The sequence below is a fragment of the Rhodanobacter sp. FW106-PBR-R2A-2-24 genome (assembly GCF_058789615.1).
Genome location: NZ_JBYTBV010000002.1, coordinates 1,850,729 through 1,870,170 on the forward strand (window position 1 = coordinate 1,850,729; position 19,442 = coordinate 1,870,170).

At 67.7% G+C, this 19,442-nt stretch carries 14 protein-coding genes; 7 read left to right on the forward strand and 7 right to left on the reverse strand.

Translation table 11 applies throughout. The annotated features are described in order from the left end of the window. Nucleotides 1–76 precede the first annotated feature (76 nt). Together AC3WQA_RS09705 and AC3WQA_RS09710 are read right to left on the reverse strand one after the other, a co-directional pair. A complete protein-coding gene (locus AC3WQA_RS09705) occupies nt 77–850 on the reverse strand; it encodes a hypothetical protein (protein ID WP_492674856.1) in 774 nt (257 codons plus the stop codon). Nucleotides 851–1,153: 303 nt separating this feature from the next. Next, nucleotides 1,154–1,714, reverse strand: a complete 561-nt coding sequence (locus AC3WQA_RS09710) for a DNA-3-methyladenine glycosylase I (protein ID WP_492674857.1) — start codon at nt 1,712–1,714, stop codon at nt 1,154–1,156. Between the two features lie 86 nt (nt 1,715–1,800). Between AC3WQA_RS09710 and AC3WQA_RS09715 the strand changes: the two genes are divergently transcribed. Beyond that, nucleotides 1,801–2,685, forward strand: coding sequence for a DMT family transporter (locus AC3WQA_RS09715; protein ID WP_492674858.1), 885 nt, complete (start codon nt 1,801–1,803; stop codon nt 2,683–2,685). 85 nt (nt 2,686–2,770) lie between these two features. Further along, complete coding sequence (locus AC3WQA_RS09720) at nt 2,771–3,895, forward strand: sterol desaturase family protein (RefSeq protein WP_492674859.1); 1,125 nt, start codon at nt 2,771–2,773, stop codon at nt 3,893–3,895. Nucleotides 3,896–3,902: 7 nt separating this feature from the next. Here the strand turns inward: AC3WQA_RS09720 and AC3WQA_RS09725 are convergent, their stop codons facing one another. Together AC3WQA_RS09725 and AC3WQA_RS09730 are read right to left on the reverse strand one after the other, a co-directional pair. Next, nucleotides 3,903–4,853: a pyridoxal-phosphate dependent enzyme gene (locus AC3WQA_RS09725; RefSeq protein WP_492674860.1), complete on the reverse strand. Its 951-nt coding sequence runs from the start codon at nt 4,851–4,853 to the stop codon at nt 3,903–3,905. Continuing rightward, nucleotides 4,850–5,857: an aldose 1-epimerase gene (locus AC3WQA_RS09730; protein ID WP_492674861.1), complete on the reverse strand. Its 1,008-nt coding sequence runs from the start codon at nt 5,855–5,857 to the stop codon at nt 4,850–4,852. Before AC3WQA_RS09730 ends, AC3WQA_RS09725 begins: the two co-directional genes overlap by 4 nt. 66 nt (nt 5,858–5,923) lie before the next feature. Between AC3WQA_RS09730 and pepN the strand changes: the two genes are divergently transcribed. Continuing rightward, on the forward strand, nt 5,924–8,566 hold the full coding sequence (gene pepN / locus AC3WQA_RS09735; protein ID WP_492674862.1) for an aminopeptidase N: 2,643 nt from the start codon (nt 5,924–5,926) through the stop codon (nt 8,564–8,566). 117 nt (nt 8,567–8,683) lie between these two features. Here the strand turns inward: pepN and AC3WQA_RS09740 are convergent, their stop codons facing one another. After that, nucleotides 8,684–8,869, reverse strand: a complete 186-nt coding sequence (locus tag AC3WQA_RS09740; protein WP_492674863.1) for a hypothetical protein — start codon at nt 8,867–8,869, stop codon at nt 8,684–8,686. A 578-nt stretch (nt 8,870–9,447) separates the two neighbouring features. Between AC3WQA_RS09740 and mnmG the strand changes: the two genes are divergently transcribed. From mnmG to AC3WQA_RS09760, 4 genes are all read left to right on the forward strand, one after another. Further along, nucleotides 9,448–11,322, forward strand: a complete 1,875-nt coding sequence (gene mnmG, locus AC3WQA_RS09745) for a tRNA uridine-5-carboxymethylaminomethyl(34) synthesis enzyme MnmG (protein WP_492674864.1) — start codon at nt 9,448–9,450, stop codon at nt 11,320–11,322. 193 nt (nt 11,323–11,515) lie between these two features. Continuing rightward, nucleotides 11,516–12,286 carry an RDD family protein gene (locus AC3WQA_RS09750; RefSeq protein ID WP_492674865.1) on the forward strand — a complete coding sequence of 257 codons (771 nt, stop codon included), beginning with the start codon at nt 11,516–11,518 and terminating at the stop codon, nt 12,284–12,286. 118 nt (nt 12,287–12,404) lie between these two features. After that, on the forward strand, nt 12,405–14,735 hold the full coding sequence (locus AC3WQA_RS09755; RefSeq protein WP_492674866.1) for a Tex family protein: 2,331 nt from the start codon (nt 12,405–12,407) through the stop codon (nt 14,733–14,735). A 426-nt stretch (nt 14,736–15,161) separates the two neighbouring features. After that, nucleotides 15,162–17,006 carry an autotransporter domain-containing protein gene (locus tag AC3WQA_RS09760; protein WP_492674867.1) on the forward strand — a complete coding sequence of 615 codons (1,845 nt, stop codon included), beginning with the start codon at nt 15,162–15,164 and terminating at the stop codon, nt 17,004–17,006. Between the two features lie 805 nt (nt 17,007–17,811). On the opposite strand, the gene AC3WQA_RS09765 is transcribed toward AC3WQA_RS09760, so the two are convergent. Beyond that, on the reverse strand, nt 17,812–18,492 hold the full coding sequence (locus AC3WQA_RS09765) for a DJ-1/PfpI family protein (RefSeq protein WP_492674868.1): 681 nt from the start codon (nt 18,490–18,492) through the stop codon (nt 17,812–17,814). Between the two features lie 10 nt (nt 18,493–18,502). Continuing rightward, a complete protein-coding gene (locus AC3WQA_RS09770; protein WP_492674869.1) occupies nt 18,503–19,432 on the reverse strand; it encodes a DJ-1/PfpI family protein in 930 nt (309 codons plus the stop codon). Nucleotides 19,433–19,442 lie beyond the last annotated feature (10 nt).

Below are 19,442 nucleotides of genomic sequence, written 5' to 3' on the forward strand. Positions count from 1 at the left end.
TTCCTTAAAGGGGACGCAACGAAGCGGATCCGGCGCCAGGCGCCGGATCCGCGGGAGTCGGGATCGGCCGGGTGGATCAGCCGCCCGGGCGGCCGCCGTGGCTCGGGTGCTCCGGGATCTGCGGGTGCTCCGGCAAGCTGGGCTTGCCAGCGATGTCCGGCCTGCCGCCGACATCAGGCTTGCCCGCAAAATCGGGCTTGTTCGCGAAGTCGGGGCGGCCGCCATGGTGGCCCGCATCCGGATGGCTGTCCATGTGGTCCTTGCCGAATTCCACCTTCGCGACCGAGACGTTCGCATGCGCCCCGGCGGCGGCGTGGCCGGCAGCGTTCGGCGAGCGCATCACCTCGCCCAGCTTGAAGCCCATGCCGCCGGCGATCTGGCCCCAGCCCTCACCCGAGGCGCGGGCCGCGAGCACGCCCTTGAGATCGACCGAGGTGCCGTCGGCCAGCACCAGGGTGCCGCCATTCAACGCGGCCTCGAGTTCGGCCGCCGTGGGATCGGTGATGCCCGCCTTGGCCAGACTGGCCTCGGCCAGCGACAGCGCGATCTTGACGTTGCCATAGCCCATCTTGCCGGTGTCCGGCGTGAAGGTGGTCGTCGTCGTCGTGCCCGGCGCACCGTTGGTGCCCGCGACGGCCTCGGTCAGCGTGATCGAGCTGCCGTTGCGCAGGCCGTTGACCAGCGCCTGTGCGTTGGCGTCAGAACCGGCGAACGTCGTGAACTCGGTGGTCAGCTGGGTCGACTCGTGGTTCGTGGACGTGGTGGTGGTGGTCGTCGTCGTGGTACCAGCGGTCTGCGCCAGCACCGGCGTGGCGGCCAGGGCCGCAACGACGCTGGCGGCCAGCAGCACAAGCGTGAATTGACGCGTCTTCATGGGTTTCTCCCGGAGTAATTTGATCAGCTCTTCCCCCTGATTTTTCTTCCATACGGGCTGCGAGCAGCCTCCCTTGCCTGCCGCTGGATTCGCGCATCCCTCCCGGGAGGCGCTCCATCGTCTGGCAGCGATCTACAGCATTTCGCAGTGCCCCGGGCACCGCAAGTACCGTACACCGGCGAATTCAGCACGGATTTCGGAGAATGCATGCCTCGCGTTCAGACAACGACGGCCATCTGTGCGGTTCATCACATTTCCTGCACACCGTCCGTCGCGCACTCAAGCCCGGCCGTGGCGGAAGCAGCCGACCAGATGGTCATTCACCATGCCGGTGGCCTGCAGCAGCGCGTAGCAGATGGTGCTGCCGACAAAGCGGAAACCGCGTTGCTTCAGCGCCTTGCTCATGCGATCGGACAACGGCGTCGAGGCGGGCACTTCGCGCGGCTCCTTCCAGCGATTGACCAGCGGTTGGCCGTCCACGAACGACCACAGATAGCCGTCCAGACTGCCGAACTCGCCGACGATCCCGAGTGCGGCGACGGCGTTGTCGCGCGCGGCGCTTACCTTGAGCCGGTTGCGGATGATCCCCGGATCGAGCAGCAGCTTCTCCAGCTCGCGATCCGTCATCGCCGCCACGCGGGCGATGTCGAAACCGTGGAATGCGCGTCGGTAGTTCTCGCGCTTGGCCAGCACGGTGCGCCAGGACAGCCCCGCCTGCGCGCCCTCCAGGCACAGGAACTCGAACAGCGCGTTGTCGTCGTGCAGCGGCACGCCCCATTCGGCGTCGTGGTAGGCGCACATCAGCGCATCGGCGGCGGGTGCCCAGTGGCAGCGTTGCATGCGGTGGCTCCTGCGGAAAAGCGCACAGTGAACGCCGGTCCGCGCCGGCAGGCAATACACTCGCATCTTTTGCCTACCGCGCGCCCATGTCCCCTGCAGCCACTTCCCGACGCGGCGCCGCGCTGGCGCTCATCGTCACCATCGTGCTGTGGGCCTACAGCTGGGTGGTGATGAAACAGGCGCTGGCCTACGCCGGGCCGTTCGATTTCGCCGCGCTGCGCTACCTGCTGGGCGCGCTGGTGCTGCTGGCGGCGCTGGCGTTGACGCGGCAACCCTTGCGACCGCCGCCGCTGCTGCCCACCGTGCTGATCGGCCTGTGCCAGACCACCGCCTTCCAGGGGCTGGAGCAGCTCGCGCTGGTCGGCGGCGGCGCCGGCCACGTGGCGCTGCTGGCCTACACCATGCCGTTCTGGGCGGTGCTGCTGGCGTGGCTGATCCTGCATGAGCGCCCCACGCGCCGGCACGGGCTCGGCGTGCTGCTCGCGGCGCTCGGCCTCGTCTGCATCATCGAGCCCTGGCATGGCCTGGGCAACGCCACGAGCACCGCGCTGGCCATCGCCGGCGGCGCCGCCTGGGCCGGCGGCACCGTGCTCAGCAAGCGCCTGTTCCGCCAGCACGCCGTCTCCGCGCTCAGCCTCACCGCCTGGCAGATGCTGGCCGGCGGCGTGGCGCTGAGTCTGGTGGCGCTCATGGTGCCGCAGCGGCCGATGGTGTGGAACGGCGCGCTGGCCGCGGCGCTGGCCTACAGCGTGCTGATGGCCTCCAGCCTGGCGTGGTGGCTGTGGTCCATCGTGTTGCGCCGCCTGCCCACCACGGTGGCCAGCGTGGGCAGCCTGGGCGTGCCGGTGCTCAGCGTGCTGCTGGCCTGGGCGATCCTGCACGAGCGGCCTTCGCCGATGGAGGGCCTCGGCATCGCGCTGGTGCTGCTGGGCCTGTGCGCGGTCAGCGGGGTACGCCTGCGGCGACGCTGACCACGCAAGTTCACACGCTGGCATTCAGCATGCCGCCGACGCGGCGGCGCTACCATGCTCGCCGCCGTTTTTCCCGAGCCCACCGATGTTTTCGCTACCCACCCTGTGGTCACACCTGGTCGACTGGCTGAGCCGCCACGCAGTGGCACCGGCGCTCGACCTGCTGCACCTGGGCAAGCTCTCCGGCGATCCGCGCGACATCGCCGCCTCGCTGCTGATCGCGCTGCTGCAGCTCGCCATCATCGGCGGCCTGTTCCGCTCGCTGGAAACCTTCTTTCCCGCCGAGAAATGGGCCAACCGCAAGCTCGCCCGGCTGGATCGCAATTACACGGTGATGATGCTGGTAGGCATCTTTCCGCTGTTCACCTACCTGGTGCTGATGCCCTTCAGCCAACTGCTTGGCGGCGCCGACGCGACCACCTCCAGCACCGGCTCGCCACTGGCGCTGACCAGCCTGGTGCCGTGGTTCAACGGCCACCCCTATGTGCTGTTCGCCGTGTACTACGTGGTCTACGACTTCACCTACTACTGGATGCACCGCACCCAGCACGCGCTGCCGTGGTGGTGGGCGCTGCACAGCATGCACCACAGCACGCGGCAGATGAGCTGCTGGACGAACGACCGCGGCAACCTGATCGACGGCTTCATCCAGTCGATGATCCTCGCCACGGTGGGCCTGGCCATCGGCGTCGACCCGGACGAGTTCGCCTGGCTGATGCTGCTGGGCGAGCTGGTGCAGAACCTCTCGCACACCAATACCCGGCTGGGGTTTGGACGGCTCCTCCAGCGCGTGTTCGTCGACCCCAGGTTCCACCGCCTGCACCACATGCTGGTCGACCCCGCGCGGCCGAAACTGCACAACTGCAACTTCGGTCAGGTGTTTTCGATTTGGGATGTGATCTTCGGCACCGCGCTGTACGGCGAGCCGCCGCGCCCCACCGGCGTGGGCGACCCGGTGGTGGATCACGACAACACGCTCGGCCTGCTCGGCCTGCACGTGTACTCCACCAAACGCTTCCTCGCCGTGGTGCGCCACCTGGACGGCTGGAAACCCGGCGAGGTGGCGTTCGATCCGGTGACTTACCGGCCGATCCCGGTGGACCAGCTCGACCTGCACGCGCTGGCGCAGCACCAACCGGGCCATGCGGCCACCGCCACGGCGAATGCGGCGCCGGACGCCACGGCGGTCGAGGAATCCGCGCTAGCCTGAGCTGCGCTCACCAAGGCAACGCGTCGAGGTCGACGTTGCCACCGGTGAGCACCAGGCCCACGCGCCTGCCGGCGAAGCGTTGCGGCTGCTTGAGGATCGCCGCCAGCACGGTGGCGCTGGACACCTCCACCACCTGCTTCAGCTCGCCCCACAGCAGGCGCATTGCCGCGATGGTTTCCGCATCGCTTACCGTGATGACCTCGACGCACTGCGCGTGCAGGGCAGCCAGGTTGGGTTCGCCCACCAGCGCGCGCAGGCCGTCGCACAGCGTGTCCGGCGTCATGCCGGCCACCCGCGCGCCCGCCGCCAGCGAACGCGCCGCATCGTCGGCGCCGGCCGGCTCGGCGCCGAACAGCGCGAGCTCCGGCCTGAGCGCGTGCGCGGCAATCGCCACGCCTGCGGCCAACCCGCCGCCGCCCACGGGCGTGATCAGCGCATCGAGTTCCGGCACCTGCCGCAGCAACTCCAGCGCGATGGTGCCCTGCCCTGCCATCACCCGCACGTCGGCGTAGGGATGCACCAGCGCGGCGCCGGTCTGTGCCTGTACCTCGGCGCACATCGCCTCGCGCGCGGCCTGCGTAGGCGCGCAGCGATGCAGCGTGCCACCCGCGCGGGCGATCGCATCCAGCTTGGCTTGCACCGCGCCCTCCGGCACCACCACGTGCGCGCGGATGCCGCGCGTGGCGGCGGCCAGCGCCAATGCGTTGCCGTGGTTGCCGGAGGAATGCGTGACCACGCCGCGCGCGGCTTCCTCGTCGGTGAGCGACCACACCGCGTTGCAGGCGCCGCGAAACTTGAAGGCGCCGCCGCGCTGCAGGTTTTCGCACTTGAAATGCAGCGCGGCGCCGGCCAGCGCGTCCAGCGCCGCGCTGCGCAGCACCGGCGTCACCACCGCGTGCGGCGCGATGCGCGCGGCGGCGTCGCGCACCTGCGCCAGCGTGGGCAGGGCCGCGTTCATCGCGCGACCTCCAGCTCCACGCCGCAGCGGAACACGCGCTCGGCGCCGGGTTCGAGCCGGATCGCCGCGGCGCATTCGGGACGATTGAAGGCATCGGCCATGCACTCCATCGGTTCCAGCGCCACCGCCGTGCGCGCGCGCTGCGCGAGGGTGTCGCCGGTGAACACGTGCATCAGGCCACGCTCCTGCCACACCGCGATGCCCAAACCGTTGGCGCGGTTGCGCAGGCGCGTGCGCAGACGGCCGTCCGCCTCGGCGTCGAGGTCGGCATAACCCTGGTCGATGATCGCCTCGCCCAGCGCGCGCCAGTCGCGGTAGTCCAGCGCGGGCGCGTCGTCCACCGCCACGTAGGCGGCTTCGCCGGGCAGGGCGATCAGCTCGGCGCCGGTGCGGATCAGGGTCTGCGCGGGCAGCTTCAGCTCCCAGCCGTCGATGGCGCCGCCGCCCACGCGGAAATACGGATGCCAGCCGAAGAAGCACGGCGCGGCGTGGTCGCCCACATTGCGCATCACCACCTCCAGCGTGAGCCCACCGGCGTCCAGCGTGTAGCGCACGGCCAGGTCGATGGCATGCGGATAGCCCGGCTGCGGGCGGATCGCGGCGCTGGCGAAGCTCACCGTGGCGTGGGTGTCGTCGGCGTGGCTGGCGAGCACGTCGAAATCCACGCCGCGCACGAAGCCGTGGCGTGCCGCCCGCGCGCCGCCGGTGGTGCCGGGTGCGAGATCCTGCGCCACGCCGTCGAAGCTGTAGCGCGCGTCCTGGATGCGCCCGGCGAAGGGCGCCATGATGGCGAAGCGCGAGCCCGGCCGCTGCGCGATTTCCCCGGCGTCGCGATAGCCCTCGGCCAGCTCGTGCAGGGCGTCGTTCACCCGCACGGTATAGCTGGTCACCGCCGCGCCATGCCGGGCGATCTTCAGCCGCCGCCCGCCGAGGATGTCATACAGCACCACCAGCTCCTGTCCATTTTCCTTGTTCAGGGCCGTGGCATAACGGGTGGCGGACATCGGCTTTACCTGCGCTTGAAAGCCCCCATGTTACCTTGCGCCTCTTCCACGCCACGCCACATGCCCATGTCCGATCTCGACCACAACGCCGTGTTGCCCGTCCGCCTCGCCGATTACCAACCGCCCGCGTGGCGGGTGGATCACGCGGAACTGGTGTTCGATCTCGACATCGATCGCACCGAGGTCGCCGCCCGGCTCACCCTGCGCTGCGCTGGCGCGCGCCACGCGCCGCTGCAACTGGACGGCGAGAACCTCGAACTGCTCGCCATCGTGCTGGACGGCACCCCGCTGCCCGCCACGGCCTGGCGCCCGATCGACGGTGGCATCGAAGTGGACGGCGCCAAGGACGGCAGCGTGCTGGAAACCCGCGTGCGGCTGCATCCCGCCGCCAACACCGCGCTGGAGGGCCTGTACCTCTCCGGCGCGCGCGACACCGGCTTCCTGCTCACCCAGTGCGAGGCGCAGGGTTTCCGCCACATCACCTACTACACCGACCGCCCCGACGTGCAGGCCAGCTTCACCGTCACCCTGCGCGCCGACCGCGCGCGCTTCCCGGTGCTGCTGGCCGGCGGCAACCCCGATGGCGCGGGCGAACTGGACGACGGCCGCCACTGGGCGCGCTTCGTCGACCCGCACCGCAAGCCCAGCTACCTGTTCGCCCTGGTGGCCGGCAAGCTGGAACAGATCGAGCAGGCCTACCGCACCGCCGATGGCCGCGACGTGGCGCTGAAGATCTGGGCCGAGGCCGACGTCATCGAGCGCTGCCATTACGCGATGGACGCGCTGGTGCGCTCCATGCGCTGGGACGAGGCGGTCTACGGCCGCAACTACGACCTGGACGTGTTCCACGTGGTCGCCACGCTCGACTTCAACATGGGCGCGATGGAGAACAAGGGCCTCAACATCTTCAACGCCAAGTGCCTGCTGGCCGACCCCGACACCACCACCGACGACGAGTACCGCCGCGTGGAAGCGGTGATTGCGCACGAATACTTCCACAACTGGAGCGGCAACCGCGTCACCTGTCGCGACTGGTTCCAGCTTTCGCTGAAGGAAGGCTTCACCGTCTACCGCGAGCAGAGCTTCTCCGCCGACATGAACTCCGCGCCGCTCAAGCGCATCGAGGACGTCTCGCTGCTGCGCCGCGCGCAGTTCCCCGAGGATGCCGGCCCGCTGGCCCATCCGGTGCGCCCCGCGCAATACCGCGAGATCAACAACTTCTACACCGCCACCGTGTACGAGAAGGGCGCCGAGCTGGTGCGCATGCTGGCCGGCAAGCTGGGCGCGGACGGCTTCCGCCGCGGCACCGATTTGTACTTCACGAAGAACGACGGCCGCTCCGCCACCATCGAGGATTTCATCCACGCGCTGGGCGAGGCCAACGGCACGGATCTTTCGCCCTACCTCGCCTGGTACGGCCAGGCCGGCACGCCGCACGTCAAGGCGCGTGGCGAGTACGACGCCGCGCAGCACCGCTACACACTCGCGCTGTCGCAGCAGCATGCGCCCAGTGCCGGGCAGGAACACAAGCACAACGTGCCGATCCCGGTGAAGCTCGCCCTGTTCGGCGCCGACGGTGCCATGCTGCCGCTGCATCTGGACGGCCAATCGCTGGGCGACGAAACCGTGGTCGTGCTCGACGCCACCGAGCAGTCGTTCGTGTTCACCGGGGTGGCTGAGCGCCCGGTGCCCTCGCTGCTGCGCGGCTTCTCCGCGCCGGTGGTGCTGGAGTGCGACTACCCACCGGCCGAACTCGCCCTGCTGGTGGCGCACGACCCCGACGGCTTCAACCGCTGGGAGGCCAGCCAGCAACTCGCCCTGCACGCCTTCGACGCGCTGCGCGACGGCGGCGACACCCTGGCGGTGGATGCCTGGTGCACCGCGCTGGCCGCCCTGTTCGATGACGCGCGGATCGACCCCGCCCTGCTCGCCGATCTGCTCACCCCGCCCGGCGAAGTGGAACTGGCCGAACGCGAGCGCGCGGTCGACCCCGCACGCATCCACGCACTACGCGACGAACTGCAGCAGCGCCTGGCGCAAGGTATCGGCGCCGAACGACTGGACGCGCGCTACCGCCAGCTCGCCGCGCAGACCACCGCCGCGCTGGACGCCGCCAGCCAGGCCGGCCGCCGGCTCAAACAGCGCGTGCTGCAACTGCTCGCCCTGCTGGATGCCGGCAAGGCCGGTGCCCACGCGCTGGCGCAATATGAAAGCGCGCCGGGCATGACCGACCGCCTCGGCGCGCTGGCCGTGCTGGCTCGCCACGATGCCGCGCGCGCCGCGGCGCCCCTGGCGCACTTCCGCCAGCGCTACGCCAACGACCCGCTGACCCTGGACAAGTGGTTTGCCCTGCAGGCGCAGCTACCCGGCGCGGACGCGCTGGCGCGCGTGCAGGCGCTGCAGGCCGATCCGGCCTTCACCCTCAAGAACCCCAACCGCGCCCGCGCCGTGCTGGGCAGCTATGCCAGCGGCAACCCCAGTGGCTTCCACCGCGCCGATGGCGCCGGCTATCGCCACTACGCCAGCCAGCTGCTGGCGCTGGACGCGCTCAATCCACAGATCGCCGCCCGTCTCGCCACGGCACTGAACGGTTGGCGGCGACTGGAGCCGGTGCGACGCGACGCGGCGCGCGACGCGCTGTCCGGCCTTGCCGGCCACCCGCTGTCGCGCAACCTCGGTGAAATCGTGGGCAACATGCTCAAGGCCTGAGCCACGCCCGGAAAACCCAACGGCGGCCTCGCGCCGCCGTTTTCATGCAGTGGCCACCGTGCACTCACGCGCACCGGCCCACCCATCGCGTCAGGCTCGCGCCTCGCGCGGCGCCGCCTATGCCGGCAAGCTCTGCAGCGCCGTGCACAACCTCACCATGCGCGACTCCAGCCGTGGCTGCAACATCGCGCGCTCCTGCTCGGCGTGGCGCTGCAGGGTTTCCATCGCCATCTCCACCTTGCCAATCTCGACCAGCAGATCGTGGTGCGGGAAGAACTTTTCAAAGCTGGCATTGAGGTTCATGACGATGGCTCCCTGACCGTGTTCGCCAACATTCCTGCACCAGTCGTGCCAAGGTGCGAAGCTCATCACACCCGCGTTTTGGTCACCAGCGGAAACTGACGCGGTACGTCACCAGTTGCCACGGATGGGCAGAAACTTCCGTTTCAGTCAGGGCGCATTCACCCATTCGCGGCGAGGATGACCCACCCAGCCTGGCCATCCGCGCCGGTCAGGCAGGCAGGTTTCACGGTTTCTGGCGCCCGGCACCAAGGTCATCCTGGATTCCCCCTGTTCCTGTGACCGCCGGGCGCCAGATCTGCATAAACATCGCCCCGCCAAGTGCGGGGCGATGTTTTTTGGCTCCGGAAAAAATGACGGCGCCCCGAAGGGCGCCGTCCCGCTTCCTTCCGCGACGCGTGGCCAGACCCCTGTCCGCCCGGCCCCGACGCGCAATTTGCGCAGCCGGTACTCGTGAAAGTGCGGGGGAACGTAAAGCAACTTCCAGGCCAGCCCGTGGCAGGCCGCCACGCGATACCATGCGCGACATCCGTGGCGACTCCGGCTAACCATCCGGCGCCTCCGATCCGAGACCCAGCCCCATGCAGCACCCTACCCATTACGACGTCATCGTGATCGGCGGCGGCCACGCCGGCACCGAGGCCGCGCTGGCCGCCGCGCGTACCGGCGCGCGCACCCTGCTGCTCACCCACAACATCGAGACGGTGGGCGCGATGAGCTGCAATCCGGCGATCGGTGGCATCGGCAAGGGTCACCTGGTGAAGGAGATCGACGCGCTGGGCGGCGCGATGGCGCACGCGGCCGATCTCGCCGGCATCCAGTGGCGCACGCTGAACGCCTCCAAAGGCCCGGCCGTGCGCGCCACCCGCTGCCAGGCCGATCGTGCGTTGTACAAGGCGGCGATCCGCCACATCGTGGAATCGCAGTCGAACCTGGATCTGTTCCAGCAGGCGGTGGACGACCTGATCCTGGAAGGCGGCCGCGCAGCGGGCGTGGTCACGCACATGGGCGTTGCCTTCCGCGCCCGATCCATCGTGCTCACGGCGGGCACCTTTCTCGCCGGCAAGATCCACATCGGCCCCGCCCAGTACGCCGGTGGCCGCGCTGGCGACCCGCCGGCCAGCGCGCTGGCTTCGAGGCTGCGCGAACTGCCGCTGGCGGCGGATCGGCTGAAGACCGGCACGCCACCACGCATCGCCCGCCGCAGCATCGACTTCAGCGGGCTGGAAGAGCAGTACGGCGACACGCCGGCGCCGGTGTTCTCCTACCTTGGCACGCGCGAGGAGCACCCGCGCCAGGTCAGCTGCTGGATCACCCACACCAGCGAGCGCACGCACGAGATCATCCGCGGCGCGCTGGATCGCTCGCCGCTGTACACCGGCCAGATCGAAGGTATCGGCCCGCGTTATTGCCCGTCGATCGAAGACAAGGTGGTGCGCTTCGCGGAGAAGCCCTCGCACCAGATTTTCATCGAGCCCGAGGGACTGGACGCGCAGGAGATTTACCCCAACGGCATCTCCACCTCGCTGCCATTCGACGTGCAGCTGGCGCTGGTGCAGTCGATCAAGGGCTTCGAGCACGCGCACATCACCCGCCCCGGCTATGCCATCGAATACGACTACTTCGACCCGCGCGGGCTCAACCCGTGGCTAGAAACCAAGGCCATCGGCGGCCTGTATTTCGCCGGCCAGATCAACGGCACCACCGGCTACGAGGAAGCCGCCGCGCAAGGACTCATCGCCGGGCTCAACGCCGCGCTGGCGGTGCAGGGCAAGGCACCGTGGTATCCACGCCGCGACGAGGCCTACCTCGGCGTGCTGATCGACGACCTCACCACGAACGGCACCATCGAGCCCTACCGCATGTTCACCTCGCGCGCCGAGTACCGGCTGCATCTGCGCGAGGACAACGCCGACCTGCGCCTCACCGAACAAGGCCACGCGCTGGGCGTGGTGCCGCAGGCGCGGTTCGATGCGCTGCGCGCCAAACGCGCGGCGGTGGAGCGCGAAACCCAGCGCCTGGCCGCGCTGTGGGCCGCGCCGACCAATACGCTGGGCGCCGCCATCGAGCGCCAGCTCGGCATCGCGCTCAGCCGCGAAACCAACGCGCTGGACCTGCTGCGCCGCCCCGAGCTGGACTACGCGAAACTCGTCACCGTCGCCGAACTCGGCCCGGCGGTGGAGCGCGACGACGTGGCCGCGCAAGTGGAAGTGCAGACCAAATACGCGGGCTATCTGGAACGTCAGCGCGAGGAAATCGCGCGAGCGCGCCGCCACGAGCAGACCGCCATCCCCGCCGCCTTCGACTATGACAAAGTGCGCGGCCTCTCCGCCGAAGTGCTGCTGAAGCTCAAGCGCAGCCAGCCCGCTACCCTGGGCCAAGCCGCCCGCATCAGCGGCGTCACCCCGGCCGCCATCTCGCTGCTGCTGGTGCACCTGAAGCGCCACGCCGCCTGACGCCACCGCCTCGCATCACCCCCGCCGGCAGGAGTCCGCTCGCGGGCGATGCTTTTGCGTGGATGCACCAGAGCAGGGGCATCGCCCGCGAGCGGGCTCCTGCCCTTGGCGGCGCGAACCAGGGGCATGCGGCACCCGCCCGAACTCATGGCATCATGACGCCTTGAAACCTAACCAGCATGGGGAGCAGGCAATGGAAATCTGGATCGGCCGCAACGGCGAGCGCCACGGCCCCTACAAGGAAGACGACGTGCGCGCATGGTTGAAGATCGGCCAGGTCAGCGGCAGCGACCTCGCCTGGCGCGAAGGCCTCGCCGACTGGCAACCGTTGTCGGTGCTGTTCCCCGATGCGATGCCCGACCCGGACAGCGCCGTCGCCGGCACGCCGCCGCCCCCGGCCAGCCTGCCGCAAACCACCGCCGCCGCGCTGGAGGACTACGCCGGCTTCTGGAAGCGCGTGGCGGCTTACATCATCGACGCCATCATCCTTTGGATTCCGCAGACACTGATCGAGAAACTCACGGGTGCCAGTGCCGCGAAGGAGGTCATGACGACGGCCATTCAAGGCTCGCCCGGCGACTTGCAAGTCATGCACGCGGCGCAAATGCACTACCTGGCCGCCGCATGGCCAGCCATGTTGATCAGCCTGGTGATTGCCGTGTTGTATTTCGCGATTTGTGAAAGCTCGTCGTGGCAGGCCACGGTGGGCAAGCTGGCACTGGGCATCCGCGTCACCGATCTGGAAGGTCGTCGCATCGGCTTCGGGCGCGCCATCGGACGTTATTTTGCCAAGATTCTCGACATCCTCATCATTGGCATCGGCTTCCTGATGGTGGCCTTCACGGCGCGCAAGCAGGGCCTGCACGACATGATTTGCAGCACCCTCGTGCTCAACGGCCGTGCCAGCCAGTTCAAGGACGCACCGGCCAAACCCGGCGCCCACGGCAACTCGTTCAGCGCCTGACCCGCTGCTTCGCCAGCACGGCGCCGGGGTTCTCCCGGCGCCGTTTTCATTTCCGGGACGACGCCGACTGCTTGCTATCATCGCCGGCTCGCTCCACGCCAAGGACACGCTTCGCCCCATGCTCAGCATCGAACAACGCATTGCCCACGACATCGCCGCCAAGACCGAGCAGGTGCGCGCGGCGGTGGACCTGCTCGACGGCGGCGCCACCGTGCCGTTCATCGCGCGCTACCGCAAGGAAGTCACCGGCGGGCTGGATGACACCCAGCTGCGCACGCTGGAAGAGCGCCTGCGCTACCTGCGCGAGCTGGAAGACCGCCGCGCCGCGATCCTCGCCAGCATCACCGAACAGGGCAAGCTCACCGATCAGCTCAAGGCCGACATCCTCGGCGCCGACACCAAGTCCGTGCTGGAAGACCTGTACCTGCCGTACAAGCCCAAGCGCCGCACCAAGGCGCAGATCGCCCGCGAGGCGGGGCTGGAGCCGCTGGCCGTCGGCCTGCGCGACGACCCCACGCTGACGCCGGAAACGTTCGCCGAATCCTTTGTCGATGCGGAAAAAGGCGTGGCCGACGTGCGCGCCGCGCTCGATGGCGCCCGCGCGATCCTGATGGAGTCCATCGCCGAGGATGCGCATCTGGTGGGCGAGCTGCGCGACTGGCTGTGGGACAAGGGCCAAATTCGCGCGAAAGTCGTCGCCGGCAAGGAGGCCGAAGGCGCCAAGTTCCGCGACTACTTCGACCACGTCGAAGCCGTAAGCAAGATTCCCTCGCATCGCCTCTTGGCGCTGATGCGCGCGCGCAACGAGGGCATCATCGAACTCGACTTGCAGCCCGCGCTGGACGCCGAGCAAGGCCACCTTGAAGGCGAAGGCCGCGTGGCCGCGCACGCCAACATCCATGATCGCGGCCGCGCCGCCGATGCCTGGCTGCGCGAAACCGTGCGCCTCACCTGGCGCGTGAAACTGCACCTGCACCTCACGCTGGATCTGTTCGGCCGCGTGCGCGAAGGCGCCGAGGACGAAGCCATCCGCGTATTCGGCGACAACCTGAAGGACCTGATGCTGGCCGCGCCCGCTGGCGCCAAGACCGTGCTCGGCCTCGACCCCGGCATCCGCACCGGCTGCAAGGTGGCCGTGGTCGACGCCACCGGCAAGCTGCTCGCCACCGACACCATCTACCCGCACGAGCCGCGCCGGCAGTGGAACGAATCGCTGGCGTCGCTGGCGCGACTGTGCATGAAGCACCACGTCGATCTCATTGCCATCGGCAACGGCACCGCCTCGCGCGAAACCGACAAGCTCGCGGGCGAACTCATCAAGGGCCTGGCCAAGAGCCACCCCGAGCACAAGCTCGCCAAGATCGTGGTGAGCGAAGCCGGCGCCTCGGTGTACTCGGCCTCCGAACTCGCCGCCAAGGAATTCCCCGAGCTGGACGTGAGCCTGCGCGGCGCCGTCTCCATCGCGCGCCGCCTGCAGGATCCGCTGGCCGAACTGGTGAAGATCGAACCCAAGGCGATCGGCGTGGGCCAGTACCAGCACGACGTGAATCAGGTGAAGCTGGCACGTGCGCTGGATGCCCGCGTGGAGGATTGCGTGAACGCAGTGGGCGTGGACGTGAACACCGCCTCCGCCGCCCTGCTGTCGCGCGTGGCTGGCCTCTCCGCCAGCGTGGCCGAGAACGTGGTGAAGCACCGCGACGCCAACGGCCCGTTCGCCAACCGCAAGGCGCTGCTGAAAGTGCCGCGCCTGGGCGACAAGGCCTTCGAGCAATGCGCCGGCTTCCTGCGCGTGCCCGGCGGCGACAACCCGCTGGACACTTCCGCCGTGCACCCGGAAGCCTATCCGGTGGTGGAGCGCATCATCCAGCAATGCGGCCGCGAGGTGCGCAACGTGATGGGCGATCTGGGCTTCCTGCGCAGCCTGAAGGCCGAGCAGTACACCGATGAAAAGTTCGGCCTGCCCACCGTGCGTGACATCCTGAAGGAGCTGGAAAAACCCGGCCGCGACCCGCGACCCGAGTTCGTCGCGCCCAGCTTCGCCGAAGGCGTGGAGGACGTGAAGGATCTCAAGCCCGGCATGATCCTCGAAGGCCGCGTCACCAACGTGGCCGCGTTCGGCGCCTTCGTCGACATCGGCGTGCATCAGGACGGCCTGGTGCACGTCTCCGCACTGTCGCACACCTTCGTGAAAGACCCGCGCGACGCGGTGAAGGCCGGCGACATCGTCAAGGTCAAGGTGATGGAGGTAGACCTGCCGCGCCAGCGCATCGCGCTCTCGATGCGGCTGGACGACGAGCCGGGCCAGACGCGCGACAAGGGCGCTGGCGGCGACGCGCGCGGCGCGCGCGATGGCCGCGGCCCACGCGCCGGCAGCGGCCAGCCCAAACCCGCGCCGGCTCCCGCCAACAGCGCCTTCGCCGACGCCATGGCACGGGCAACCAAGCGCTGAGCGTTCGCGAGTATTCCAAACTCTCAGCCCGGCCACGGATGGCCGGTCGCGGGTCGATCACGCAAGTGATTGACCCGCGGAGGCGCGTATGGATCTGCGCCGGACGCGCCGATGAGGATTTCCGCAGGAAGCGGAAATCCTCATCGGCTCTGAGCAGCGGTGAAAAATCGCCCGCCTGCAGCAATCGCCGCGCGGCGCGCCTGACGGCGACGCACGACGCGAAAACGTCGGTCATGAGGTTCGCCCGACGCTCTGGTTTTCACGACGCGCAGCATGCCAGGCACGTCCGGCGACGGCGTTTGAATTCCTCACCGACGCCGAGGCTGAACCATTGCAAACGGAATTGCATTGCAGCATGCGGTAACGTATGGAATGCCGTAACGTAACGCGCTGCTAACAAGGCCATCCCGGCCGAGGAGTCTCCACATGCTTCGTACCCGTCACCTGGTGGGCGCCATCGCCGCCGCCCTGCTGTTCAGCACCGCTGCCGCCGCGACCACCTTCGACAACGTCGTCGTGTTCGGCGACAGCCTGAGCGACGCCGGCAATCTCTCGCTCTCCATGGGCTCGCCCGCGCCGATGCGCTTCACCACCAACCCGGGCACGACCACCGCCGAGAACGTCGCCACCGGCCTGGGCCTGCCGATCAAGGCCTCGCTGCTGGGCGGCACCGACTACGCCTTCGGCGGCGCCGGCGTGGTGCAGGGCGTGGCCCCGGTGCCCACCCTGCCGCAGCAGTTCCAGATGTACCTCGCCGCCAACGGCGGTCATGCCGACGGCAACGCGCTGTTCCAGGTCTGGGGCGGCGCCAACGACATCTTCTACCTGACCGGCACCTCCACCGATCCCAACGTGCTGGCCGCCGGCACGGTGAACGCGGCGAAGACCGAGCTGGGCCTGTTGGGCCAGATGCAGGCCAGCGGCGCGCGCTACGTGGTGGTCTACAACCTGCCCAACATGGGCGCGACGCCCGAGGCCCTGGCCGGCGGTGCCGCCGTCTCGGCCGGCGCCACCCAGCTCGCCACGCTGTACAACGGCACGCTGAACGCGGGCCTGGGCCAGCTGAGCGGGCAGGGGCTCAACATCATTCCGGTGAACACCTACGGCCTCATCAACGAGGTGATCGCCAATCCGTCGGCCTATGGCTTCAGCAACGTCACCGCACCGGCCTGCACCGGCGGCAGCGGCAGCTCGGTGCAGTGCGGCCCACAGGGCTCGGGCGCGCCGGTCACCTATGCGGCCGGCACCGACCAGACCTACCTGTTCGCCGACGGCGTGCACCCCACCACGGCGGCGCACAAGATGCTCTCCGAGGTGGTGCTCGGCGAAATCGCCGCGCCCGGCCAGCTGTCGCTCATGGGTGAGTCGGCGCTGTCCGCCACGCAGACACAGACCCGCGCCATCCGCAGCCAGATGCTCACCGACAGCACCGGCGGCGACAGCCGCGCCTTCGTCAACGTGGACTACGGCCACCAGCGCTTCGACGCGCAGGCCGGCTCGCCCAAGACCACCAGCAACAACGTGGGCCTCACCCTGGGCGTGGATGCGCGCATGGGCGACAACCTCTCGGCCGGCATCGCGCTGGGCGTGGGCCAGAACAACGCCGGCTTCGCCACCGGCGGCGGCTACAAGCTGCAGAGTGTGAGCGGCCTGGGTTACCTCACCTGGCACCAGGGCGGCGGTTACGTGGGCGGCTATGCCGACTTCGGCCAGTCCAACTTCAGCAACATCGACCGCACCCTCGTCATCGGCACCGCCACGCGCACCGAAACCGGCAAGGCGGATGGCTCGCATCTGGGCGCCGGCCTCACCGGCGGCTGGTGGTTCAACCTGGGCAGCCTGCGCACCGGCCCGTTCGCCACCGCCGAATGGCAGACGGTCAAGGTCAGTGGCTACAGCGAAGACGGCAGCGACAGCACCGCCATGTGGTTCGGCCGCCAGCAGCGCGATGCGCTGATCGGCACGATCGGCTGGCGCGTGCAGGGCCAGTGGCAGGCCGGCAGCATGCTGCTTGCCCCGTATGCCGAGATCGCCTGGAACCACGACAGCAAGGCCAACGATCCGCGCACGGTCACCGCCGGCCTGAACAGCATGAACGGCAGCTTCGCGCTGACCGGCTACGTGCCCGACCAGACCTGGGGCAGCGCCGACCTCGGCCTGTCCGCGCAGTTCAACGCGCGCCTCAGCGGCTGGGTGGGCTACAGCGGCCGCTTCAGCGACAACAGCCAGAAGTACAACAGCGTCAACCTGGGCATGAAGTACGCCTTCTGAAGCCAGCGCATGAATAGTGCGGCCATGGACGGCCGCCCGTTTGATCTTCGCGATCAGGATGATCGCAATAAAAAAAGCCCGGCGATGCCGCTAGCCGTTCCGACTAGCTGTTGATTTTCGAGGTGGTACCCCTAGCCCCTGATCGAGCATCAGGGGCTTTTTCGTGCCGAAAGCTAGCTACGAAGCGAGGCGGCCACAGCGTGTGCCGCCGCCCGCCGGTACGCTGCAGGTCAACTTCTCTCGGAATCCTGCCCGCGATAACTTTGGACGCCCGCCAGGGATTTCACACGGAGGGTCCTAAGCCGCAAAGGACGAGTCTCCGTACGTGATGAGCCGCGGCGGTGGTCCCCGCCGCCAACTGCCATCCGCAAGGTATGCAACGAGTCCTTTGCGCTGAAAAGCAACCACGGTGTCGCCGAAGAAGTCGCTCGCCTGACGAATTACCTCTGGGCTGGTCCCGAGCCAACCTGCCCCACCAAGGGCTGCGCGCAACAAGCCAAAGGTGTTCATAGCCGCCCGGATGGATATCAGCGCTTCGGACGCACCAGTGCCGGATCACATCGATATCGGTGTAAGGCTTGTCTCAGGCTGTTCGCGATAGCAACCTCTGCAACGCCTCGCCAGAAGCGGTCCGACGTCAACGCCTTGGTCCTTCGGCACCCAAACTGCCCAACGTCGTCAGCGCGTTGACCACTGCTGTCATCGCGCCTAGCCACCATTGCCGACGGAACGCCAAGCTTGCTTTCCGCCACAGTGGATCAAAACAGTCGGAAGTGATTCTGGGGTTTTCGTGCGGTTGCGTTGATCACGTGTCGCGCACCGGCAAGCCGTTGATGATTGCCTCTCTTTCCGCGCGGACTGATGCCATTCGGCTGCGGACAGCGGTCACTACTTCGTTCTCTGCAGTATCGGGATCGCCGCTGCGGAAGGGTGGGGCCGGCGAATATTCCAAACTCAATTGGATTTCCTGAGCCGTGGTGTCTCCAAAGAGCTCCGCGACTATGCTGATCGCGAAGTCGATACCAGCCGTGACGCCGCCAGCGGTGATGAGATTGCCATCACGAACGACGCGCCGCTTGACAGGGCGTGCCCCGAGTCTTTCGAGAAGATCGTGAGAGGACCAGTGTGTCGTCGCTTTTCGGCCGATCAGCAGACCGGCGGCGCCCAGCACCAACGCGCCAGTGCAGACTGCGGTGAGGTAACGGATATGCGAGGCTTGGTTCCGCAGAAACTGGATGACGGTTTCATCCCGCATGAGCGCGTTGATTCCACGTCCGCCGGGGACCATCAGCATGTCCAGAGGAGGACATGTATCCAACGTCGTGGTCGGCATAAGCTGCAAACCAGTTGCCGACCGGATCGGCCATAAGTCCTTCCACAAGAGATGGACCATCGTATCCGGTGCGCTGGCGAATACCTCGTAGGGGCCGGTCAGATCAAGTTGCTGGACATCCGGGAAGACCAGAAGACCTATGTGAAAGGACATGTTTCGCCTCCTATTTTCCCGCCTTTTCGACACTCAGCGCGACCAGGTGCTGCCCAGCTTCGCCGGCGCCGGAGACTTCGAGCTTTTCCCTCCATGTTTCTCCATCTGTGTCGATAAAGATCCAATGATGCCCAGGCGAGGATGTGTACGGTCCGTTCATATCCATCCCTTGCATTTCCTTGCGTTCGTCCGCCAGCGCAAGGTCGATACGGTCGGCAAGATCAGCATTGCCGAGTTTGGAATGCACCAGCCACACATAGCGCCAGCGATTGGCATCGCCTGCAGTGCTGACCAACGTATCGATGTGGCCGAAACCCGTCAGATTTTCGTTGCCCAGAGTCTGGTGCATGACATGAAAGCCATGCGTGGCCGGCAGAAAGCTCCCTTCCGGCTGTGCATCGTACTCAATCAATTCGGCGGTCCATTGCGCCTTGCCGTCGCCGGCCATGCGAGCGATCAGATGCAGTGCGCCATCGATCCCGGCGGAATAGCCGCCGGTCGTAATAATCCGGCCGTTGTCGACCACTCGCGCCGTTCGTACAACATCGATATCGGCATGCGCCTTTCTTAGCGCATCGATATTGCCGGAGGTGGTGGTCGCCTTCATGCCATGCAGCAACCCGGTATTCGCCAGAGTGAAGGCACCGTTGCATACCGACATGATGGTTTCACCGTCTGCATAGCGCTGCTTGATCCAGGCCAAAGTCGTCGTGTCTTTTTCGATTCGGCTGGTCCCGCCACCGGGAATCACGAGCGCGTCGGCTTTCGGAGCCGCTGCATAGCTATAGGTCGGGGTGACCTTCAACCCGTCAGCTGTCGTGATCGTTCCGCCGCTTGCGCTGACGGTGAAGACCTTCATTCCAGCATTAGAAAAAATGTCTTCGGGGGCCGCGAAGTCAATGACGTCGACACCGTCGAATAAAAGGATGGGCGGTTTCAAGGTCCACGTG

What these genes read in the sequence shown, in the direction of transcription:
- AC3WQA_RS09720 (WP_492674859.1), top strand. Translation starts at nt 2,771, where the DNA reads ATGTTTTCGCTACCCACCCTGTGGTCACACCTGGTCGACTGGCTGAGC.
- AC3WQA_RS09710 (WP_492674857.1), bottom strand. Translation starts at nt 1,714, where the DNA reads ATGCAACGCTGCCACTGGGCACCCGCCGCCGATGCGCTGATGTGCGCC.
- AC3WQA_RS09760 (WP_492674867.1), top strand. Translation starts at nt 15,162, where the DNA reads ATGCTTCGTACCCGTCACCTGGTGGGCGCCATCGCCGCCGCCCTGCTG.
- AC3WQA_RS09740 (WP_492674863.1), bottom strand. Translation starts at nt 8,869, where the DNA reads ATGAACCTCAATGCCAGCTTTGAAAAGTTCTTCCCGCACCACGATCTG.
- AC3WQA_RS09715 (WP_492674858.1), top strand. Translation starts at nt 1,801, where the DNA reads ATGTCCCCTGCAGCCACTTCCCGACGCGGCGCCGCGCTGGCGCTCATC.
- mnmG (WP_492674864.1), top strand. Translation starts at nt 9,448, where the DNA reads ATGCAGCACCCTACCCATTACGACGTCATCGTGATCGGCGGCGGCCAC.
- pepN (WP_492674862.1), top strand. Translation starts at nt 5,924, where the DNA reads ATGTCCGATCTCGACCACAACGCCGTGTTGCCCGTCCGCCTCGCCGAT.
- AC3WQA_RS09765 (WP_492674868.1), bottom strand. Translation starts at nt 18,492, where the DNA reads ATGTCCTTTCACATAGGTCTTCTGGTCTTCCCGGATGTCCAGCAACTT.
- AC3WQA_RS09725 (WP_492674860.1), bottom strand. Translation starts at nt 4,853, where the DNA reads ATGAACGCGGCCCTGCCCACGCTGGCGCAGGTGCGCGACGCCGCCGCG.
- AC3WQA_RS09730 (WP_492674861.1), bottom strand. Translation starts at nt 5,857, where the DNA reads ATGTCCGCCACCCGTTATGCCACGGCCCTGAACAAGGAAAATGGACAG.
- AC3WQA_RS09755 (WP_492674866.1), top strand. Translation starts at nt 12,405, where the DNA reads ATGCTCAGCATCGAACAACGCATTGCCCACGACATCGCCGCCAAGACC.
- AC3WQA_RS09750 (WP_492674865.1), top strand. Translation starts at nt 11,516, where the DNA reads ATGGAAATCTGGATCGGCCGCAACGGCGAGCGCCACGGCCCCTACAAG.